The 18,565-nt window shown below is 50.5% G+C and carries 20 protein-coding genes; 3 read left to right on the top strand and 17 right to left on the bottom strand.

Annotated elements, in window-relative coordinates; all coding sequences use genetic code 11:
* Positions 1–55 precede the first annotated feature (55 nt).
* From C7W93_RS00620 to mltG, 10 genes are all read right to left on the bottom strand, one after another.
* Positions 56–1,216, bottom strand: a complete 1,161-nt coding sequence (locus tag C7W93_RS00620; RefSeq protein ID WP_108438294.1) for a cytochrome c oxidase subunit II — start codon at positions 1,214–1,216, stop codon at positions 56–58.
* Positions 1,217–1,439: 223 nt separating this feature from the next.
* Complete coding sequence (locus C7W93_RS00615) at positions 1,440–1,943, bottom strand: hypothetical protein (RefSeq protein WP_108438293.1); 504 nt, start codon at positions 1,941–1,943, stop codon at positions 1,440–1,442.
* 245 nt (positions 1,944–2,188) lie between these two features.
* On the bottom strand, positions 2,189–3,289 hold the full coding sequence (locus tag C7W93_RS00610; RefSeq protein ID WP_108438292.1) for a hypothetical protein: 1,101 nt from the start codon (positions 3,287–3,289) through the stop codon (positions 2,189–2,191).
* A 218-nt stretch (positions 3,290–3,507) separates the two neighbouring features.
* On the bottom strand, positions 3,508–4,209 hold the full coding sequence (locus tag C7W93_RS00605) for an ankyrin repeat domain-containing protein (RefSeq protein ID WP_108438291.1): 702 nt from the start codon (positions 4,207–4,209) through the stop codon (positions 3,508–3,510).
* Entirely contained in the window at positions 4,202–4,996 is a 795-nt protein-coding gene (locus tag C7W93_RS00600; protein WP_108438290.1) for a TatD family hydrolase, read from the bottom strand. The genes C7W93_RS00605 and C7W93_RS00600 overlap by 8 nt, the downstream gene beginning before the upstream one ends.
* A gap of 158 nt (positions 4,997–5,154) precedes the next feature.
* The gene (locus C7W93_RS00595; RefSeq protein ID WP_108438289.1) at positions 5,155–5,676 is read right to left on the bottom strand and encodes a GNAT family N-acetyltransferase; all 522 of its coding nucleotides are present in this window, start codon (positions 5,674–5,676) and stop codon (positions 5,155–5,157) included.
* Positions 5,677–5,678: 2 nt separating this feature from the next.
* Entirely contained in the window at positions 5,679–6,068 is a 390-nt protein-coding gene (locus C7W93_RS00590; protein ID WP_108438288.1) for a PilZ domain-containing protein, read from the bottom strand.
* A 56-nt stretch (positions 6,069–6,124) separates the two neighbouring features.
* Positions 6,125–7,162, bottom strand: a complete 1,038-nt coding sequence (locus C7W93_RS00585; RefSeq protein ID WP_108438287.1) for a DNA polymerase III subunit delta' — start codon at positions 7,160–7,162, stop codon at positions 6,125–6,127.
* Positions 7,163–7,237: 75 nt separating this feature from the next.
* Entirely contained in the window at positions 7,238–7,846 is a 609-nt protein-coding gene (gene tmk / locus C7W93_RS00580) for a dTMP kinase (RefSeq protein ID WP_108438286.1), read from the bottom strand.
* Positions 7,847–7,894: 48 nt separating this feature from the next.
* Complete coding sequence (mltG, locus tag C7W93_RS00575; RefSeq protein ID WP_108438285.1) at positions 7,895–8,875, bottom strand: endolytic transglycosylase MltG; 981 nt, start codon at positions 8,873–8,875, stop codon at positions 7,895–7,897.
* Positions 8,876–9,005: 130 nt separating this feature from the next.
* Between mltG and C7W93_RS00570 the strand changes: the two genes are divergently transcribed.
* Genes C7W93_RS00570 through C7W93_RS00560 form a run of 3 tightly spaced genes read left to right on the top strand, consistent with a single transcriptional unit; the run spans position 9,006 to position 11,113 of the window.
* On the top strand, positions 9,006–10,049 hold the full coding sequence (locus tag C7W93_RS00570) for a folate-binding protein YgfZ (protein WP_108438284.1): 1,044 nt from the start codon (positions 9,006–9,008) through the stop codon (positions 10,047–10,049).
* A 9-nt stretch (positions 10,050–10,058) separates the two neighbouring features.
* Complete coding sequence (locus C7W93_RS00565; RefSeq protein WP_108438283.1) at positions 10,059–10,397, top strand: DUF4936 family protein; 339 nt, start codon at positions 10,059–10,061, stop codon at positions 10,395–10,397.
* Positions 10,388–11,113, top strand: coding sequence for an NRDE family protein (locus tag C7W93_RS00560; RefSeq protein ID WP_108438282.1), 726 nt, complete (start codon positions 10,388–10,390; stop codon positions 11,111–11,113). Before C7W93_RS00565 ends, C7W93_RS00560 begins: the two co-directional genes overlap by 10 nt.
* A 36-nt stretch (positions 11,114–11,149) precedes the next feature.
* Here C7W93_RS00560 and C7W93_RS00555 read toward each other — a convergent pair whose 3' ends face one another.
* From C7W93_RS00555 to moaE, 7 genes are all read right to left on the bottom strand, one after another.
* On the bottom strand, positions 11,150–11,575 hold the full coding sequence (locus tag C7W93_RS00555; RefSeq protein WP_108438281.1) for a GNAT family N-acetyltransferase: 426 nt from the start codon (positions 11,573–11,575) through the stop codon (positions 11,150–11,152).
* A gap of 16 nt (positions 11,576–11,591) precedes the next feature.
* On the bottom strand, positions 11,592–12,041 hold the full coding sequence (locus C7W93_RS00550; protein ID WP_108438280.1) for a PaaI family thioesterase: 450 nt from the start codon (positions 12,039–12,041) through the stop codon (positions 11,592–11,594).
* A gap of 110 nt (positions 12,042–12,151) precedes the next feature.
* Entirely contained in the window at positions 12,152–12,463 is a 312-nt protein-coding gene (locus tag C7W93_RS00545) for a Dabb family protein (RefSeq protein WP_108438279.1), read from the bottom strand.
* Between the two features lie 122 nt (positions 12,464–12,585).
* Positions 12,586–13,086 (bottom strand): ribonuclease E activity regulator RraA, encoded by a 501-nt coding sequence (rraA, locus tag C7W93_RS00540; protein ID WP_108438278.1) that lies wholly within the window; start codon positions 13,084–13,086, stop codon positions 12,586–12,588.
* 59 nt (positions 13,087–13,145) lie between these two features.
* Positions 13,146–14,945: a sensor domain-containing diguanylate cyclase gene (locus C7W93_RS00535; RefSeq protein ID WP_161539847.1), complete on the bottom strand. Its 1,800-nt coding sequence runs from the start codon at positions 14,943–14,945 to the stop codon at positions 13,146–13,148.
* A gap of 284 nt (positions 14,946–15,229) precedes the next feature.
* A complete protein-coding gene (clpB, locus tag C7W93_RS00530) occupies positions 15,230–17,824 on the bottom strand; it encodes an ATP-dependent chaperone ClpB (protein WP_108438276.1) in 2,595 nt (864 codons plus the stop codon).
* Between the two features lie 220 nt (positions 17,825–18,044).
* A complete protein-coding gene (moaE, locus tag C7W93_RS00525; protein ID WP_108438275.1) occupies positions 18,045–18,494 on the bottom strand; it encodes a molybdopterin synthase catalytic subunit MoaE in 450 nt (149 codons plus the stop codon).
* Positions 18,495–18,565: the final 71 nt, after the last annotated feature.

Below are 18,565 nucleotides of genomic sequence, written 5' to 3'. Positions count from 1 at the left end.
TTCCCCATTAAGCGATATTGCGGCGGTATGTTTTTACTGACTATCTATTCGACTTTTATTGGCCGTTACCGGCGGTGACACCTGCCGTGTTCGTTGTTGCCGGTTGCGCACCGAGCGACTTGATATACGCCACCAGCGCCGTCAACTCATCATCGGTCATAGGAATCGTCGGCATCATCGGTGTGAATCCCTTCACTACCCGCGCCTGCGGTTGGCGGATAAAGTTTTTTAAGTAAGCTTCATCGACCATCGCGGTGCTGCCGTTCGCCATGGTTTCAGTCTTGCCAAACAGTCCTTTCCAGGTCGGCCCGACCAAAGCACTACCATCCACCGTGTGGCACGAAAAGCAAGCCTTGGAGGTCGCCAGCGCCTTACCCTGTGCGATCAGCGTATCCGGCGCTGTACCAACCGGGTGCGGTTGCTGCGGCATCATCGATACGGCAAATGTTTGCTGAGACTGTAACCAGGTCTTGAAGTTAGCCATCTCCTCGACCACGACGTAGCCGCGCATGCCGGCATGACCGATGCCACATAATTGCGCGCACAGCACCTCATACCGTCCCACTTTATTTGGCGTAAACCAAAACGAGGTCACCATGCCCGGTATCATATTCATGCGCGCGCGAAAAGGCGGCACATAAAAATCGTGCAAGACATCTTGCGAACGTAGCAGCATTTCTACCGGTACATTCACCGGCAAATGCAGTTCGTTATTATTTACAAGGATATTGTCTTGACCGGCAGGATCAGCCGGATCAAGGCCGAACGGATTGGCCGCGCTAACCAGCCCAATACTGCTACGGCCGAGTTTGCCGCTAGCGCCGGGAAAGCGAAAACGCCATTGCCATTGCTGCCCCAACACTTCCACTTTTAGCGCATTAGCCGGCACATTCACAAACTCGGCATACACCAGCAAACCCGGTGCCAGCAACGCGATGATGCCAACGGTTGTCACGCCGGTCAGCCACCATTCCAGTTTTTTGTTGTCTGGCTCATAGCCCGCACGACGACCTTTGCGATGACGAAAGCGCAGCAAGGTATAAACCAAAAATAGATTCAGAAACACAAAGACAAAGCCCGTAATTGCCAGCGTAATCGTCAAGGTATTGTCCATCTGCTGCCAATTTGAGGCCAGCGGTGTTAACCACCATGGACTCAGAATATGAAACAGCACCGTCAGATCAACTATCACGACGAGCAAAATGGCCATAACCATACTGATCCCCTTCCGCGTCGGTAAACCGGCGAAGTGACAATAGTGACGATTGATGACACGGGTCAATACAAGACTAGCAAGCCATGCAAAATAGGCGTTACTTACGTCTGACCATATTTACCATTACCAGGAATGGCCAGCCGCACGCAGCAATAAGCAAAGCATTTTTTATGTGAGTCCCGATTACTATTTTTATCGTTCTGGGCGGACGTTGCGCCAGGCGTTACCTGATTGCGCTGCGTCGCTCCAGCGTCCAATACATCGCGGCCGATACCAGACCAAAAATCAGGTGGGTTAACAACGCTGACCAACCGCGCATCTCAGCAAACCAGGGGAAAAATTTGGCCATGCCATAAAAGTTGAATACATACAGCACGACACCAAATACCATGCCGGTCAGCAATATCATGCCAATGCTGGAATCTAAATGAAATGGTGCAATGATGGCGCACAGAATAAGCCCAAAAATAATACCCAGCACATAATGCGTAATCAACGCAGTTGCCACAACACCGACGCTAAAATCCGTTGATTGCAGGACATCTCGTCCCATCACAATCGCTGAAATCATATGGGACATCGCCCACGGGCTGGCACCCACAATCAGCGATGACCAAAGCAATTCCAGAACCATCAGGACAGCCCCGCCGACGAACCCGGAAACCGCCGCCGCAGCCCAATCAGGCCGCCGTGATTCCAAGTGATGAGAATGCATATGCAGTTCCATAGCCACCTCCATAAAAGCCACAGACAACAAAATTTAAGCAGACTATTCGACATCTTTTTTTGACTTGTGTTTCTTTTCGAGATAGTCGGACGCTGCTCAATTTAGTGTAGTACAAAATTAACAAGTTGCCAGCAGCGCACAAAATTCTTTGGCGGCATTCCATAGGCCACCTCATAACAAAACCGCCAGCTCTACGTTGCAGGTAAAGGTGGCGGTTTAATGACAGTGCAGGTGGCTAAACGACGCTAAAAATCAAATTTTCTGGAGATGCCAAGTGTCAGGAGATCAGCGTCGTTTTTATTTCTAAAGGTGACCACGCGACCAAAATCGATAAATGCCTTGAAATTCTTGCCGATATTCCGATCCACCTCAAGCGTCATCAAACCATTCGTCGTCCAATTACCGAATTCTCGCTGATTCGCTGCAAAATATGGTCCGGCACCGAAGCTGATACCCCAGTTTTCACTGATGGATTGCACGTACCAGGCCTGCGCCGCAATCCCCCTGCGATCCACCCGGACGCCATCACTACCTTCATCCACGCCAGAAACGGATATTGCCCAGTGTCCATAGTATTTTTTTGCGTCAATCGCATAGCTCAGCCGCTTTCCCGGTCCCGATTGATTGGTCTGCGCAAAGCCGACCGATCCGGCAAGCCAAACCGACCCCGACGTAAGGCCCGGTTGATCAGGCGCATAGGCAACTACGGTATCAAATTCTTTGCCTATACCCACTATCAACGCGTCTGAGGACGGTGCGCCCGGCATGATGACGTGGTTGTACCCCACTCGCAGACTCAGGCCGGGTGAATAATGATCAAGAGACGCAAGAAGCGCTAAGGAAAACAAGGCGCCGACGCGGGCATCGTCAGATTCGACGCCGCTTACTGCCGTAGTTCTGTTCATGCTGAAGTAGGGCCCGGCGCCAAATTCGATGTTGAGATATGGCTGGATTTTTTTTCTGAAGACCATCTGCAACGCGTAGCCATCACGATGGTTATTGTCTGGATGGCCTTCGTTGTAATAAACGATATCAAGTCGGGGGGCTTCGGCGGCGGAGAGACGCCCGCTGGATACAAGTCCAAAAATATCGAGATTCGGTCCAAATCTGATTTCTGCTGCGCGCCAACGCATCGGCTTGGTAGTAGCTACGTCGTGCCCATATAGAACACCGTTTCCAAGGGCCGCCGAGGCGTAGCCGTTATAGGTCCCGGGCGGCGTCACGACCGAGGTTGCTGGCGGGACATCTTCTGATGACTCCGCAGCGTGGCCAGCCAATGAAAATAAGAAAAAGAAAAATGACCATCCGGTAAAAAAACTGCGCGATCTTTTATTGTTAACGGACATAGCGAACTCCCCCATTGACTGCTTCGTGTCACGTGCCACATTTCTTGTTCCACTGCAATTAAGTGGTGAAATTCAGTGGTCCATTAAGTCGCTTGGGAAATAATTATCACCATGAGATTAACAATAGTCTGCTAGTGCGTCAAAGTCACCCTTCATTGTTTACGCTTGCCGATTAGTGTTGCAAATCAGTCTATTCCTTCACAGCATTAAAGCCGGATTTACAACTTCCCCGCTTGCTTCAAACGATGCGTAAGGCCATCGACAATATCCTGATGTTCGAATTTTTTTGCAAAATCAATTGCCGTCATTCCAACATCGTTTTTCAATGTGGCGTCTGCGCCAGAATCGAGCAGCAATTTAACAGTCAGAATTTGTCCAGCGCGTGCAGCCATCATCAGCGGCGTAGTGTGGTTGGGCGAATCCGCATCGATGTAGGCAGATGCATCCAGCAACAATTGCACGATCTCATTATTACCGACCGCCGCCGCATAATGCAGCGCGGCCCAACCCTTGTTGTTCGGATCGACCTCTTTACCCAACAGCGCTTTCACTGCGGCAACATTATTCTTGTAAGCGGCCACCATCAATGCCGTATCGCCATTGTGGGCGCGTGCATTCAAATCGATGCCGGGCGTATTCAGCAATACGTCGAACGACTTCATCGAATCTTCGCGGACGGCTAAAATCAGGCCCGTGTCGCCGCGTTTGCTTTCAACCACATTTGGATCCAAGCCTGCTGCAAATAGCTTAGGCAAACGTCGATAATCGTCAAGCTGGATTAACTTAAAAAATTCTTCCGAAGTCGCTGCGTGACTGACAACCGGCAAGATAAATATGGCTGCCAATAAAGTCGCCGCAATTGCAGAAAAAAACCGGCGCATCACGGAATCTGGTTTGATTTTTTTTGCGAAATTAAGCATTGGCGGCCTCTGGTGAAAGTTTGAATAATGTAAAAAAATTATCCGTGGTCTGTTGGGCTATTGTTGTCAGCGGCACACCTTTAAGATTCGCGAGATATTCCGCGACATGTATCACCAATCCTGGTTCGTTCATCTTGCCACGATGCGGCACGGGGGCAAGATAGGGCGAATCGGTCTCGATCAGAATATGTTCTAGCGGCACCGCTAACGCCACCGCCTGCAAATCTTTTGCGCTCTTAAAAGTAACGATACCGGAAAAAGAAATATAGAAGCCCATCTGGATCGCCGCCTCCGCCACCGCCAGTGATTCAGTGAAGCAATGCATCACACCGCCCGCGCCACCGGCATTGGTCCCGGCACCTTCTTCAAGCATAATTTTTATCGTATCTTCGGAGGCGGCGCGCGTATGAATAATGAGCGGCTTCCCAGTCGCCCGCGAAGCCCGGATGTGACGACGAAAGCGCTCGCGCTGCCATTCGAGATCGCCCTTCAACCGAAAGTAATCCAGGCCGGTTTCGCCAATCGCGATAATTTTCGGATGATCGGACAAGCGAATCAAGTCGTCTACTGTCGGTTCCGGCGTATCTTCGTAGTCGGGATGCACGCCCACCGAGGCGTAGATGTGCGGATAGGTTTTAGCCAATTCCAGCACCTGCGGAAAATCAGGTAAATCGACCGAAACGCAGAGCGCGTGAGTCACCTTATTTTCTGCCATCTTAGCCAGAATTTCCGGCATTTTGGCAGCCAGCTCAGGAAAATTAATATGGCAGTGAGAGTCGATATACATGGGCGGAAACAGGACAGAAGCAGTATAAAAATCCTCTTCTCAGAATAGAAAAGGGAGGCAAGAAAAACGATGCAATATTACGAGAATCGCCTGTTTGTCACGGCGATTTCTTATGACGATTTCGCCCTGACAAACGGGAATAACAAATTGTAGAAATTTTATGCGACGCGTTTACCTAAAATCACCAAATCACGCTCTATCCCGTCCAGCGTTGCCACGCGTGGCATGTTGGCCCAACGCTCAAAGCCGAATACATCAAACAATTTCAGACTTGGTTCGTTATGACCAAAAACAAACCCCAATAAAGTATGCACCGCAACGTGCGGCGCATAGGCAATTGCCGCTTCCATCAAATAACGACCAATCCCCATGCCTCGCGCAGCTTCGTGAATATAGACAGAAATTTCAGCCGTGCCAGAGTAAGCCGGACGACCGTAAAAATCCGAGTACGAAAGCCAGCCGAGAATGGTCGGCAACGCGGTATCGTTATCATCAGTGGACTGCTCAACCACCCACAGCGGGCGCAGCGTCGGGTTGTGATGATCGAACCACGCTTGCCGGGAAGCAACCGATACCGGTTCCGTATCGGCGGTGACGTCACGCGACGCAACGGTACTGTTGTAAATCGCAACGATTGCGTCCAAATCCTGCTGCACTGCCAGTCGATGATGATATTTCATGTTTATAAAGTGTGAGTGGGACGGCTTGAGCCCAATGCGGAACCCAAGATTTCTTCAATACGTGTACGCAAACGGAGGCCGCTTTCGTCGTCGGGAAAATGCACGCCGATGCCTTGCGCCCGATTGTTATTCGCGCCGGACGGTGTAATCCAGGCGACCTTGCCAGCGATAGGATATTTGGCGGGATCTTCCATGAGACTGAGAATCAAATAAATCTCGTCCCCTACCAAATAAGCCTTGCTGGTCGGCACGAATATGCCGCCGTTCGTTAAGAATGGCATATAGGCCGCATATAAAGCCGATTTTTCTTTGATCGCCAGCGACAATACAGTCGGCCTGGCTAACTTAATGCCGCTTATCCCTGCCACGCCGCCGATTGTATTTTCTGCCATGCACATCTCCTATTGAATAATCAAAATTGACTCAGATAAATCAGTCCTGAAAAATGTCATGCAAAAATTTTTGCGTAATCCAACAGCATATCTTCAATAAAAAGTCTTGCCGACAACGGATGTTCTGCGATGGCCCGTCTGTCGTTACTGGCTTTCAATAATCGTAATAATTCGCCGGTTTGCGTGCGTGCCGCCAATGCCGTCAATGTCTTTTTATGACGTGGATAATACCGCACAGAACCCGCCATCTTCAGCGAAAATACATCATAGAGCCAGCGCTGCTGCCACCCGAGCAGCTCAACCACAGGGGTTTTCTGCACCCGTTCGGCACATTTCAACGCTGCGTCGATACTGGGTGCACTCAAATAGGCCAGCAGCGCATCTATCAATTCACGGCCATCACTTTGCGACTGCGCCTGCGCGGTCAGTGGCGCGCCGCCCTGCTCTGCCAACCACATATCAGCGTCAGCCACGCCTTGTTGTTTGAGCCAGCCAAGCGCTTCTTGCGGTGAAGGCAGCGGCATCGGAAACTTGCGACAACGCGACAATATCGTCGGCAACAATCGATCCAGACTATTTGATATTAATAAAAATACGGTGTTCGGCGGAGGTTCTTCCAGGGTTTTCAGCAACGCATTGGCGGCGGCGGCGTTTAAGGCCTCCGCCGGATACAGCACCACTACGCGTTGGCCTTGACGATGGGTGGAGATATTCATAAATCCGGCTAATGCACGAATTTGATCAATCTTAATTTCTTTCGACGGTGCTTTGGTCGCCTTCGCTGTTTTCTTGTCGCCATCATCAGCGCCCTCGCCGCCTTCGCGACTATCCTCATCTTCGAGAATTTCAGGGCGCACACGACGATAATCGGGATGATTCTGCTGCATGAACCAACCACATGATCCACATACGCCACAGGCTTGACCATCGGCTAGCGGCTTTTCGCAAAACAGCGACTGCGCGAACTGTTCGGCAAATATAGTTTTACCTATACCTTCAGCGCCATGAAACAGGATCGCATGCGGCATGCGCGGTCGCATTTGCTGAAGTTGCTGCCAGGCATTTATTTGCCACGGAAATATCGAATTAGTCATGAACAATCTTAATGATGAAGCGGCTTATTCTTAATATTTACACCATACGCCGATATTCGCCCAAACAACGCTTTGCTACAGCGTCGCAACGATCTGCGCTAACGTCTGTTGAATATCCGCTATTGTCTGCGTCGAATCAATGATGCGAAAACGGTCGGGAAACTGTGCGGCGCGGCGTAAATACTCAGCCCGGGTATCGGCAAAAAAGGTGGCTTTTTCCTGCTCAAATTTATCCAGATCACGGGTTGCATCCAGTCGCGCCCGCGCTACCTCCAGCGGCACATCAAACAGCAAAGTCAAATCCGGCTGCAAATGCGGATGTACCCATTGCTCCAAAACATCCAGCTTATCCCGCGATAGTTTTCTACCACCACCCTGATACGCAAAAGTTGCATCGGTAAACCGATCGGAAACGACCCATTCCCCACGCGCCAGCGCTGGTTCAATGACCTGCGCCAGATGTTCGCGACGAGAGGCAAACATCAGCATCGCCTCGGTTTCCAGATGCATTTTTTGATGCAGGACAAGTTCGCGCAATGCTTCACCCAGCGCGGTGCCGCCCGGCTCTCGAGTAGAGACCACCGTCAGTCCACGCTGTTGCAACAACCCGGCGACGTAACCAATATGGGTTGATTTTCCCGCACCGTCGATGCCTTCAAAGGTAATAAATTTTGCTGATTTCATAAATCCATAGAGTGTTTTGCTTATTTCTGTAAAGCGCAGGGAACCAGATCAACGCTGGTACTTATTCACTGCCTGATTATGCTCGCTGAGATTACTCGAAAAGTGACTGCTACCATCACCCTTTGCCACAAAATACAGTGCATCGGTTTTTGCCGGATTCATCGCCGCGTGCAACGACTCATCGCCGGGCAACGAAATCGGGGTCGGCGGCAATCCCGGACGCGTATAGGTATTGTAGGGCGTATCAGTCGTCAGATCGCGTCTGCGGATGCTGCCTTTATATTGATCCCCCATCCCATAAATCACCGTTGGATCGGTTTGCAACAACATGCCAATCCGCAGCCGATTGATAAATACGCCTGCAATATTCGTCCGTTCTGCCTTGCGCCCGGTTTCCTTCTCGACAATTGAGGCCATGATGAGCGCTTCATAGGGCGTTTTATAGGGTAACGTGGAATCGCGGTTTTCCCATGCGGCGTTCAAACGCTTCAACAATAACGCATGCGCCTGTTTATACACCTGCAAATCACTGGACCCTTTTGCGAATAAATACGTATCCGGCGCAAATAGCCCCTCTGGAAGCGTGTAGTCAGTCGTAATTTTAGCCATCAATTCAGCATCCGTCAGCGTCGCCGTATCGTGCTTCAACGCAGTCTGCGCGGCGACAGCCTGCCGCATCTGACGGAATGTCCAGCCCTCGATCACCGTCAGCGATTCCTGCGCAAATTCGCCACGCACCAATTGTGTAATCAGGCGCAAAGGCGTGGTGCCCGGTTTTATTTCATAGCTGCCTGCCTTCAGCTTGCCACTTTTCCCGGTCAGTCGGACTAACAAACCAAGCAACTCAGGATTCACCGGCACACCTGCGCTAGCAATTTGCTGAACGACGCTATCAAGACCGCTGCCCGGCAGAATGGTAAATGGCATTGGTTCTCCGACAGTAATCACCGGCTGTTTGGCCCAAAAAACCATGCCGCCAACGGCTAATAAGCTCAATAAAACAACAAAAAGGAATAGTTTCTTAAACAAGTTCAATCGCTCCGCGGGTTTGCTACATCAGGTCAAGAGGTCGAAAAAGTGGCTTTACCCGACGCTTTTTTGCGACATCTTTATAATCAACCCAACATGATAATCGCTGAATCGAGAATGCCCCAAAATTATGACTACTTTAACAATTAACTGGCTAGACCTTTTGACCCAAAATAACGCCGATATAGAGCAAGGTTCGCCCGATGCGCAGGGTAATTTTTTCGCCCCCTTAACAGATCTCGGTCTGATCGCGTTGACCGGCGATGACGCCGCCAACTTTTTGCACAATCAGGTCACCAACGATGTCGTGCAATTGCCGCTGGACCAAATCCGGCTGGCGGGTTATTGCTCCCCAAAAGGTCGCTTGCTGGCGACATTGCTGATGTGGAAAACCGCTGACACCATTTTTCTACAATTGCCACGCACTATTCAGGCAACGGTACAAAAACGTCTGCAAATGTTTATCTTACGCGCCAAAGCCAAATTGGTTGATGCGACTGAAAGCTATGCCACTCTGGGTCTGGGTGGCATCGCCGTCGCTGCCGCGCTCGCACCCTGGTTTGCCGAGCTACCCGCCTTACCGTACGCCAAAATTGCTAACGACGCCGGTACATTGATGCGCTGCGACGATGCCAATGGCGTAGCCCGATATCAATGGATCACGACGCCAGAAATAGCTGCCGCCGCGTGGCCGGTCCTTTTGCAAACCCTGCCGGTAGTCGATGCGCGGGTATGGCGATTGGGACAAATTGCAGCGGGGATTCCGCAAATTACGCTGCCAACGCAAGAGCAATTTGTACCGCAAATGATTAATTACGAAGTTGTCGGCGGCGTGAATTTCAAAAAAGGATGTTATCCCGGTCAGGAAATCGTCGCACGTAGTCAATATCTCGGTAAAAACAAACGCCGCGCTGTATTGGCAAACGTTGCCGCGATTGATATCGCTGCCGCTGCAGAAGTGTTTTCCAGCGAAGATCCGCTGCAACCTTGCGGCATGATCGTGAATGCAGAACGGCTTAATGATGCTTCTTCGACCTGCCTGCTGGAAATCAAACTCGCGGCATTAGAAAATGGCAGCGTCCATTTAGGATCAATCGACGGTCCGCAGTTACATTTCCTTCCCATGCCTTACGCGATGCCAGACCCGATCGTCCCCATAGCTAAACTGGTATAGCTGACGCGTATGGACCTCTACATTTATTATCGGGTTTCAGCCGATCACGCAGAGCAATTTTCGGGTGCCGCTGTGGCGATGCAGGCTTCACTATCGCGCCAGCAGCATATTTCCAGCGCCTTAAAGCGGCGACCGGAAATCGAAAATGGTCATCACACCTGGATGGAAGTATACGAAAATGTCCCCGACGATTTTACGCAAACCATCGCGCAAGCCGTTGCAGACAGTGGCATTGGACCGTTGATTGAAGGCCAGCGTCATACCGAGTTATTTTTGTGTGAATCTGCTTTCAAAGCAGTTTCTGCGTCCGATTCTGAATTTTCTTCTACTGGTTCATCATGTGCTTAATCGTTTTCTCCTGGAAAGTCATCCCCGGCCTGCCCTTAATAGCAGCTGCAAACCGGGATGAATTTTATGCACGTCCCAGCGCGCCAGCCACTTGGTGGGAAGATCATCCGAACATTTATGCAGGACGCGATCTGCAAGATGGCGGCACTTGGTTAGGGATCAGCAAAACGGGGCGCTTTGCGGCCATTACCAACGTGCGCGCACCGTCAGAGCGACATGAAAATGCGCCAACCCGAGGCGCATTGGTCGCTGATTTTCTGGACAGTGGCGCGACAGCAGCCGAATACATCGCTCAAATTAGTGCCAACGCGGATGACTATAACGGCTTTAACTTGCTGATCCACGACGGTAAAGAATTGGTATGGTTTTCCAACAAAGGACAATCGGACCCAAGAAATGGGCAACCGTTAGCGCCGGGCATCTATGGCTTATCAAATGCCCTGCTGGATGTCTGCTGGCCCAAAGTGGTCAGAACTAAGGCCCAGTTTGCCAGCCTGTTATGTCAGGGTGCGCCCGATGAAACCTACTTTGACATGCTGACGGATACCACCACTGCTGGCGATTGCCGCTTGCCGTCGACCGGCGTAGGCATCGAACGGGAACGCTTGTTGTCATCGGTATTTATTGCTTCGCAGGATTACGGCACGCGTAACTCAACGTTGGTGAAATTGCACGCTTGCGGAACAGCCGTGCTGGAAGAGCGTTTGATCCAATAGGGCTATTCGCTCTTAGCAGCTGTATTGATGGCAGTATTAGGCAAACACATGCCGCATCGAGATGTGGGGAATACCGGCTTCTTGGAACGCCTCACCATAGCGGCTAAAGCCGTAGCGTTGATAAAACATCTCCGCCTGAGTTTGTGCATTCAGGACGACTTCTGCATCCCCGCGTTGCCGGGCTTGTGCCATCAACGCTTCCAGAATCGCACCGCCGACACCTTGACCTCGCCCGGCCAATTTGACCGCCATACGACCGATATGGCCATCAGGCAACAAGCGGCCGGTGCCCAATATTTGTCCCGCTTCGTCGTATGCAACGGCATGCAAACAAACGGCATCCATTTCATCCCATTCCAACTCTTCAGGAATTTTTTGTTCGATCACGAACACTTCACGACGAATAGCCCCGGCATCGTCTTGCAGGTTTTCCCAGTTGTCGACCGTTACTTTGAGTTGCATTGTTAATCTCCGAAGATCAGGCATCGGCAGCGCTAGCCGAATCGGCTAGGCGTTTACGACTGGCTGGCGTGCTTTTCATATATTTAAAAGTGCCTAGCGATTTCGCTACCAATTTTTCGCCGTACCATAATTCTGCTTCGCAAAAACACATCGTCGTGGAGCGATAAAAAGCTTTACCTTTCGCAACGATCCGTCCACCCACTTGGCCACCCGGTTGCAGAAAACTGGTTTTCATTTCGACCGTGACCGCGCCGCTGGCTTGCGGATTAAGTGTACGTCCGGCCAACGCCATCACAACATCGAGCATCGTCATCGACAAGCCACCATGGGTGACCTGACCGCTGTTCATATGATGCGGTTGCAGGTTCAGCGCCAGCGTGGCGGCTCCCTCGCCCATATCGATAAACTCAACACCGAGGAATGTCAAAAAAGGATTATCAAGCGGAAAGACGTGCTCTGGAAACATGGGGGCTAACGAAGAGACTAAGAGAGAAAAATTTAAGCAATAGCGAAAGGCGTATCACCAACAAAAGCTAAAAATAGCAGAAACCCGGCTCTGCAAGATAAGCGCAGCGCTTAGCTTTCATAATCAAAACATTGTCGCGCCTCGCGCACAGCACCGACAAAAGGTTTAATCCCAACATGCGTTGGATGATGCTGATAGGCATCCAATGCTTCACGAGAATCAAATTCCGCGTTCAGGATGACATCGTAAGTCGCTTCCAAACCATCTTGCGCGATCACGGCATCGAATTTGAGTATGCCGGGCACGATTGCAGCGCAGCTATCCAGTAACGCTTTTAACTTGTGCGCATTCGTCGCTTTGTCAGCGCCTTCTGCGTGCTCTTTGAGTTTCCAGATAACGATATGTTTGAGAGTAATAGCCATGATAATTAATTGGTCCTGCGATGAAATTAAGAGGTAATGGGAAGCGCGGAAGACTGTATAAATCCAGAAGTTAGCCTGACTACCCGCAAAAGTAGCTTCAGGACTATTTTATCGATGCTGGCTCAATGCAATTTTTCAGCGGCCACCAGCACGCCATCCACGTCGACATATACCCAGTCGCCCGGCGATACTGCCACGCCAGCGATCGTTACACGGATATCTTGTTCGCCAACGCCTTTCCGCACGCTGCGTTGCGGATGCAAAGCTAAAGCCCGTATGCCGATGTTGCAACCATTCAGCTCTTCCGAATCGCGCACGCAACCATTGACGACGATACCGGCCCAGCCGTTTTTCTCTGCCAGTACGCCAAGATTTCCACCGACTAAAGCACAGCGCAGGCTTGCGCCGCCATCGACGATTAATACATGGCCCTGACCGGGTGTTTCTAACGTTGCACGAACCAAAACGTTATCTTCGAATACTTTTAGCGTACGCGCCTGACCAAAAAACCGTACTTGTTTGCCAAATCCTAAAAAGACCGGCGGTAAGACATGCAAACGACCTTCGCCAATTTTATCTTCATTAGCATCACAAATATCACAGGTAGAAAAAATCACGACCATCTCCTTAACAAATATTATCTGGCATGCATATCAACGCAAACTATTGCGTAAGCTGCGCGTCAATCGGTCTGACCACCAAATTTTTTCATACTATACATCCGGCTGTCAGCCACCCGCAATAATGTTTCGATATCCAGACCATCTGTCGGATATAACGCGCCGCCAACCGATGCCCCCACCGAATACGGCGTGCCGTCGTACATATCCAGCGGGGTTTCTAGTACGCCAATTATTTTTTGGCAAACCGCAGTAGCGATTTCCTGATTCGTGACGCCGTGTAAATACACCACGAATTCATCGCCGCCAAAACGTGCCACAGCATCATCTTTGCGCACTGCGTTCTGCAAACGTTGCGCAACTTCGATTAACACACGGTCTCCCTGTTCATGGCCGAACTGGTCGTTGACGCCTTTAAATTTATTTAAATCGATAAACAGCATCGCAAAACTGAACGACTTTGGATCGAGGGCGTTGCGCCGCATGAATTCAATTTGTGCAATCAACGAATCGCGATTAAGCAAATTGGTCAGACGATCAGTGCGCAAATTACGTTCCATCGCCTGAAAGCTTTGTGCCAATTGCCCGATCTCATCCTTGCGATCAATTCCCAAAGGCATAAACGGCGAACCGCTACCGATATTTTGCGCAGCTAAGGTCAACTTGCGGATATCTCTCAAAGCCCAACGCAGTGTCACAAAACCAAACACCATCGATATCAGGATCGCCACCAGTCCGAGTAGCAGACTATGATAAATACCGCCATTCACCGAATTCCAGAAATTAGAGCGAGGCGTCGCCAATACAATTACCCAATCCAGCCCGCCCTCATCCCGAAAAACCCGCGCAGCCACCTCAATCTGGCCCAGCGAACTACTAAATGCGGTACTCACCATTGGGGGCCGCCCGCCTGCTACGCCGCCAAAGTCATGGGCTTGCTGTAACTTTAATTGTGGCTGCACTGATTTCCAGGCTTCGCGCATAAGCGGGGAAGAAGTTGCGCTGACATTCCATCGCAAGGGTGGTGTGTGTGTCAACGGGATCAGATTTTTGGTTTCTTCAGATACAGGATGCGTGGCGCCGACATACGCATTATCGTTAGTCGAACTGGCAACCAGATCGCCGTTGCGCTCGACAATAAAAGCCAGACCATTTTTTTCAATCGCCACCGAACGCAAAAACTCACCTAAGGGCTTTAACGGCATTTCCGCGGCTACTACGCCGTATATCTTTTTCTGTTCAGTAGACACGACCTGGGTAAGCGCCATCGCAGGTTCGTTGCTGCGGGCCTCGGAGAATATAGGTGACCAACTATTTTCGCTATGCTTAAGCGCATTGATATACCAGGCCCGCTGACGCGGTTCGTATTCTTCGGTGCTTAACAGCGTCACTTCGCCATTTGGACTGTTTGCGCGGTAAAGCGAAGTCGGCCCCAGATCAGCGCCGCGTAGTCGCAACAAAAACTCATTATCACTCGCTTTTCTGACACTGATAAATTGCCCATCAACCCCGCCAAAGCAAACAAACCGGCTGGACTCGGGAAACAGGCTGCTGGCGATCCAGAGTCGCTCCTGCAAGTCACCTATTTCACTAGAAAACAAAATATTGGATTCCTGCTTGACATCGCCTTTCGGCGGCAAAAGCGCAAGGGTGATCACGCGCAAGGCCGCCTTTGTGTCATGCAACTGGCGCTCGGTCGCTTGATCGATATTGCTCATCAAATCAGCCAACGTCTTCTGCGAAATCGCATCCGTTGCATTCTGACCAGCGCGATACAAAGACCAGCCCATCGTGACCGCAAGGCTCAGTATCAGAATGACAAAGGGCAGAATAAATAGCCGTTGTAGCGAATATTTCTTCAAAATTTTCCCAGAAAATGCGTTATGCATCTATCCCAAAGCGAAAGCTTATCGGACTTACGGTCCTGCACCCGCAATTAATTGACAGGGAATTGCGCTTGACGATCCATACATCCAGCTTTTCTGTCAATAACGCATTAGTGGCGTCGAGCAAGCGCGGCAATCTCCTACCGATAGGCAAAAAAAAGCCACCCGGTCTCCCTTGTGGCTCTTTTTGTTGTTCTAAAGCACTGGTAAGCTGCCCGTGATTTTACCCTTATCGACACTAAAACAGTTACCTAACCTGGCTAATTGAAAACTATTTCACCATTGTTCACACTTATGTGAATAACATCTTTCGGCCCAAACTTACCTTCTAAAATAAGTTTTGATAATGGATTTTCAATTTGCTGTTGGATCGCTCGTTTCAATGGGCGCGCGCCATAGATGGGATCGAAACCAGCTTCTGCGATCTTTTGCAGACCGCCCTCCGAAATTTCGAGTCGCATCTCCAGCTTAGCAAGTCGCTGCTCCAAAATCTTCAACTGGATCTTGGCGATGGCGCCAATATTCTTTTCGTCCAACGAATGAAACACGACGATTTCATCGATCCGATTAATAAACTCCGGACGGAAGTGATTTCTGACTTCGGCCATGACCTCGGTTCTTACTTCGGCAGGATCGCTGCCCTCCATCGCCTGAATCCGATGCGATCCCAAATTCGATGTCATCACAATCACCGTATTTTTGAAATCTACGGTGCGTCCCTGACCATCAGTCATACGCCCATCATCAAGCACTTGCAGCAAGACATTGAAGACATCCGGATGCGCCTTCTCAATTTCATCGAGCAAAATCACACTGTACGGCTTCCGACGCACAGCTTCGGTCAGATAACCGCCCTCCTCGTAACCAACATAGCCGGGAGGCGCACCGATCAGACGCGAGACCGAATGTTTTTCCATAAATTCGCTCATATCGATACGTATCATCGCATCTTGTGTATCGAACAAAAAGCCCGCCAGCGCCTTGCACAATTCAGTTTTACCGACCCCGGTTGGTCCTAAAAACATGAACGATCCGTACGGCCGATCAGGATCGCTCAATCCAGCACGAGAGCGCCGAATAGCATCCGACACCGCAGCAATCGCCTCATCCTGCCCAACTACGCGGCGATGCAATTCGTCTTCCATCTTCAGTAACTTTTCACGTTCGCCCTGCATCATCTTGGAGACGGGAATACCGGTGGAGCGCGACACAATTTCTGCAATTTCTTCCGCCCCAACTTGCGTCCGCACCAATCGCGGTTTAACGCTCGGATCAGGATTTGCATCGGCCAGTGCGTCCTGCTTTTGCTGCGCTTCCAGCGCCTGCTCCAGCGGATTCAATTTGCCGTATTTCAGTTCAGAGACTTTCTGCCAATCGCTATTCCGTGTTGCTTCATCGATTTGCAAGCGCAGTTTTTCGATTTCTTCTTTGAGATGCTGGCTGCCCAAGGCGTTAGCCTTCTCGGACTTCCAGACTTCTTCCAGATCCGCATATTCGCGCTCTAGCTTCTCGATCTCCTGCTCGATCAGATCAAAACGTCTTTTAGACGCCTCATCCTTTTCTTTTTTCACCGCTTCGCGCTCGATTTTAAGTTGAATCAACCGGCGGTCAAGCTTATCCATCACCTCGGGTTTAGAATCGATTTCAATCTTGATCTTGGCAGCGGCCTCATCAATCAGGTCAATCGCCTTATCTGGCAAAAACCGATCGGTGATATAGCGATGCGATAATTCTGCCGCAGCGACGATGGCGGGATCAGTGATTTGTACGCCATGATGCACTTCATATTTCTCTTGCAAGCCACGCAAAATCGCGATGGTCGCCTCAACGCTAGGCTCGTCCACCAGAATTTTTTGGAAACGACGTTCCAAGGCAGCATCTTTTTCAATATATTTGCGATATTCGTCCAACGTCGTTGCACCCACACAATGCAACTCCCCGCGCGCCAACGCAGGTTTCAGCATATTTCCGGCATCCATCGCACCTTCGGCTTTGCCAGCGCCGACCATGGTGTGCAATTCATCGATAAAGACGATGGTCTGACCTTCATCGAGGGCGATTTCTTTCAATACCGCTTTCAGGCGCTCTTCAAACTCGCCACGGAATTTAGCGCCCGCCAAAAGTGAAGCCATGTCCAGCGATAGCACTCGCTTGGATTTCAGGCTATCCGGCACTTCGCCGTTCACGATACGTTGCGCCAGCCCTTCAACGATGGCCGTTTTACCGACGCCCGGCTCGCCTATCAAAACAGGATTGTTTTTGCTACGGCGTTGTAAAACCTGAATCGCCCGACGAATCTCATCATCCCGACCGATTACAGGGTCTAATTTGCCTTGGCGTGCGCGTTCAGTCAGATCAAGTGTGTATTTTTTCAATGCTTCGCGTTGGCCGTCACCATCTTGGGAGGCGACGTTATCGCCGCCACGTACCGCACTGATGGCCGCCTCCAACGCCTTGCGCGTCAAACCGTGCTGGCGCGCCAATTGACCGGCATCCGACTTGTCGTCAAGCAGTCCCAGAAGAAGCATTTCACTAGCAATAAACTGATCGCCATGTTTTTGCGCTTCTTTGTCTGCCAGATTAAGCAATCCCAGCAATTCACGCCCAATCTGCACTTCTCCACTGTTGCCAGAAACCTTCGGCAAACGCTCCTGCGCCGCCTTTAACCCGGTCGAAAATGCGGCAATATTCACGCCCGCACGTTGCAAAAGCGAACGCGCGCTGCCGTCATCCTGATTCAGCAATGCCAGAATGACGTGTATAGGATCAATATATTGATTGTCATTGCCAACGGCCTGACTTTGGGCGTCAGAAATAGCTTCTTGCAATTTTGTAGTGAGTTTGTCGAAACGCATTGTTTCCTCCAATATGTCTATTACTCAGGAAATTGGGACTTGACGGCGTATTTCAAGAATACCAAACTTAATTAGACACCTATTTGGACCACTGTAGCGTTTTGGAGTGTGAAATGAGGAGAGCTTTGCAAGCGCAAATGCATGGCCTAGCCGCAGTTTGCCTCTTAGCTGATATAAGACTTTTTTGGAATTTGAGCACCGAGATGGATGCGTTCTTACGCTATTTCCATTTATTCAACGCTGCATCGTCACTTTCACGCGCGTCAACCCAACGTGCACCTTCAGGAGTTTGTTCTTTTTTCCAGAACGGCGCTTCCGTTTTGAGATAGTCGATGATAAATTCGCAGGCCGCAAAAGCCTCGCCACGGTGTGCCGACGCAACCGCGACTAATACGATCTGGTCCATCGGCTGCAATGGCCCGACACGATGAATCACTAGCGTATCGAAAATGTTCCAACGCGCCTGCGCTTGCACAATGATGGCGGCCAGCGCTTTTTCAGTCATGCCGGGATAATGCTCTAACGTCATTTCGGCAATCGCGCTGCCTTCATTTATATCGCGCACCGCTCCCACAAAACTCACAACGGCACCAATTTTGGGGTTGTTCTGGCGCATGGCCAGCAATTCTGTCGAAACATCAAAGTCTGCGGTTTGAATGCGTATGGGCATAGGTCAATCCTTACGATTCGAAAGTCGGTATAAAACAGGACTTAGCGACAAGCCGTTGCAAAGGCCCGCCT

This window comes from Glaciimonas sp. PCH181, assembly GCF_003056055.1.
GTDB lineage: Bacteria > Pseudomonadota > Gammaproteobacteria > Burkholderiales > Burkholderiaceae_D > Glaciimonas.
The sequence above is the reverse complement of the archived record's forward strand: the minus strand, read 5'-3'. Positions and strand labels throughout refer to the sequence as shown.

Bases quoted from the DNA above. Each gene is read 5' to 3' on its own strand.
- C7W93_RS00620 (WP_108438294.1), bottom strand. From the start codon at position 1,216: ATGGTTATGGCCATTTTGCTCGTCGTGATAGTTGATCTGACGGTGCTG.
- C7W93_RS00615 (WP_108438293.1), bottom strand. From the start codon at position 1,943: ATGGAACTGCATATGCATTCTCATCACTTGGAATCACGGCGGCCTGAT.
- C7W93_RS00610 (WP_108438292.1), bottom strand. From the start codon at position 3,289: ATGTCCGTTAACAATAAAAGATCGCGCAGTTTTTTTACCGGATGGTCA.
- C7W93_RS00605 (WP_108438291.1), bottom strand. From the start codon at position 4,209: ATGCTTAATTTCGCAAAAAAAATCAAACCAGATTCCGTGATGCGCCGG.
- C7W93_RS00600 (WP_108438290.1), bottom strand. From the start codon at position 4,996: ATGTATATCGACTCTCACTGCCATATTAATTTTCCTGAGCTGGCTGCC.
- C7W93_RS00595 (WP_108438289.1), bottom strand. From the start codon at position 5,676: ATGAAATATCATCATCGACTGGCAGTGCAGCAGGATTTGGACGCAATC.
- C7W93_RS00590 (WP_108438288.1), bottom strand. From the start codon at position 6,068: ATGGCAGAAAATACAATCGGCGGCGTGGCAGGGATAAGCGGCATTAAG.
- C7W93_RS00585 (WP_108438287.1), bottom strand. From the start codon at position 7,162: ATGACTAATTCGATATTTCCGTGGCAAATAAATGCCTGGCAGCAACTT.
- tmk (WP_108438286.1), bottom strand. From the start codon at position 7,846: ATGAAATCAGCAAAATTTATTACCTTTGAAGGCATCGACGGTGCGGGA.
- C7W93_RS00570 (WP_108438284.1), top strand. From the start codon at position 9,006: ATGACTACTTTAACAATTAACTGGCTAGACCTTTTGACCCAAAATAAC.
- C7W93_RS00565 (WP_108438283.1), top strand. From the start codon at position 10,059: ATGGACCTCTACATTTATTATCGGGTTTCAGCCGATCACGCAGAGCAA.
- C7W93_RS00560 (WP_108438282.1), top strand. From the start codon at position 10,388: ATGTGCTTAATCGTTTTCTCCTGGAAAGTCATCCCCGGCCTGCCCTTA.
- C7W93_RS00555 (WP_108438281.1), bottom strand. From the start codon at position 11,575: ATGCAACTCAAAGTAACGGTCGACAACTGGGAAAACCTGCAAGACGAT.
- C7W93_RS00550 (WP_108438280.1), bottom strand. From the start codon at position 12,041: ATGTTTCCAGAGCACGTCTTTCCGCTTGATAATCCTTTTTTGACATTC.
- C7W93_RS00545 (WP_108438279.1), bottom strand. From the start codon at position 12,463: ATGGCTATTACTCTCAAACATATCGTTATCTGGAAACTCAAAGAGCAC.
- rraA (WP_108438278.1), bottom strand. From the start codon at position 13,086: ATGGTCGTGATTTTTTCTACCTGTGATATTTGTGATGCTAATGAAGAT.
- clpB (WP_108438276.1), bottom strand. From the start codon at position 17,824: ATGCGTTTCGACAAACTCACTACAAAATTGCAAGAAGCTATTTCTGAC.
- moaE (WP_108438275.1), bottom strand. From the start codon at position 18,494: ATGCCCATACGCATTCAAACCGCAGACTTTGATGTTTCGACAGAATTG.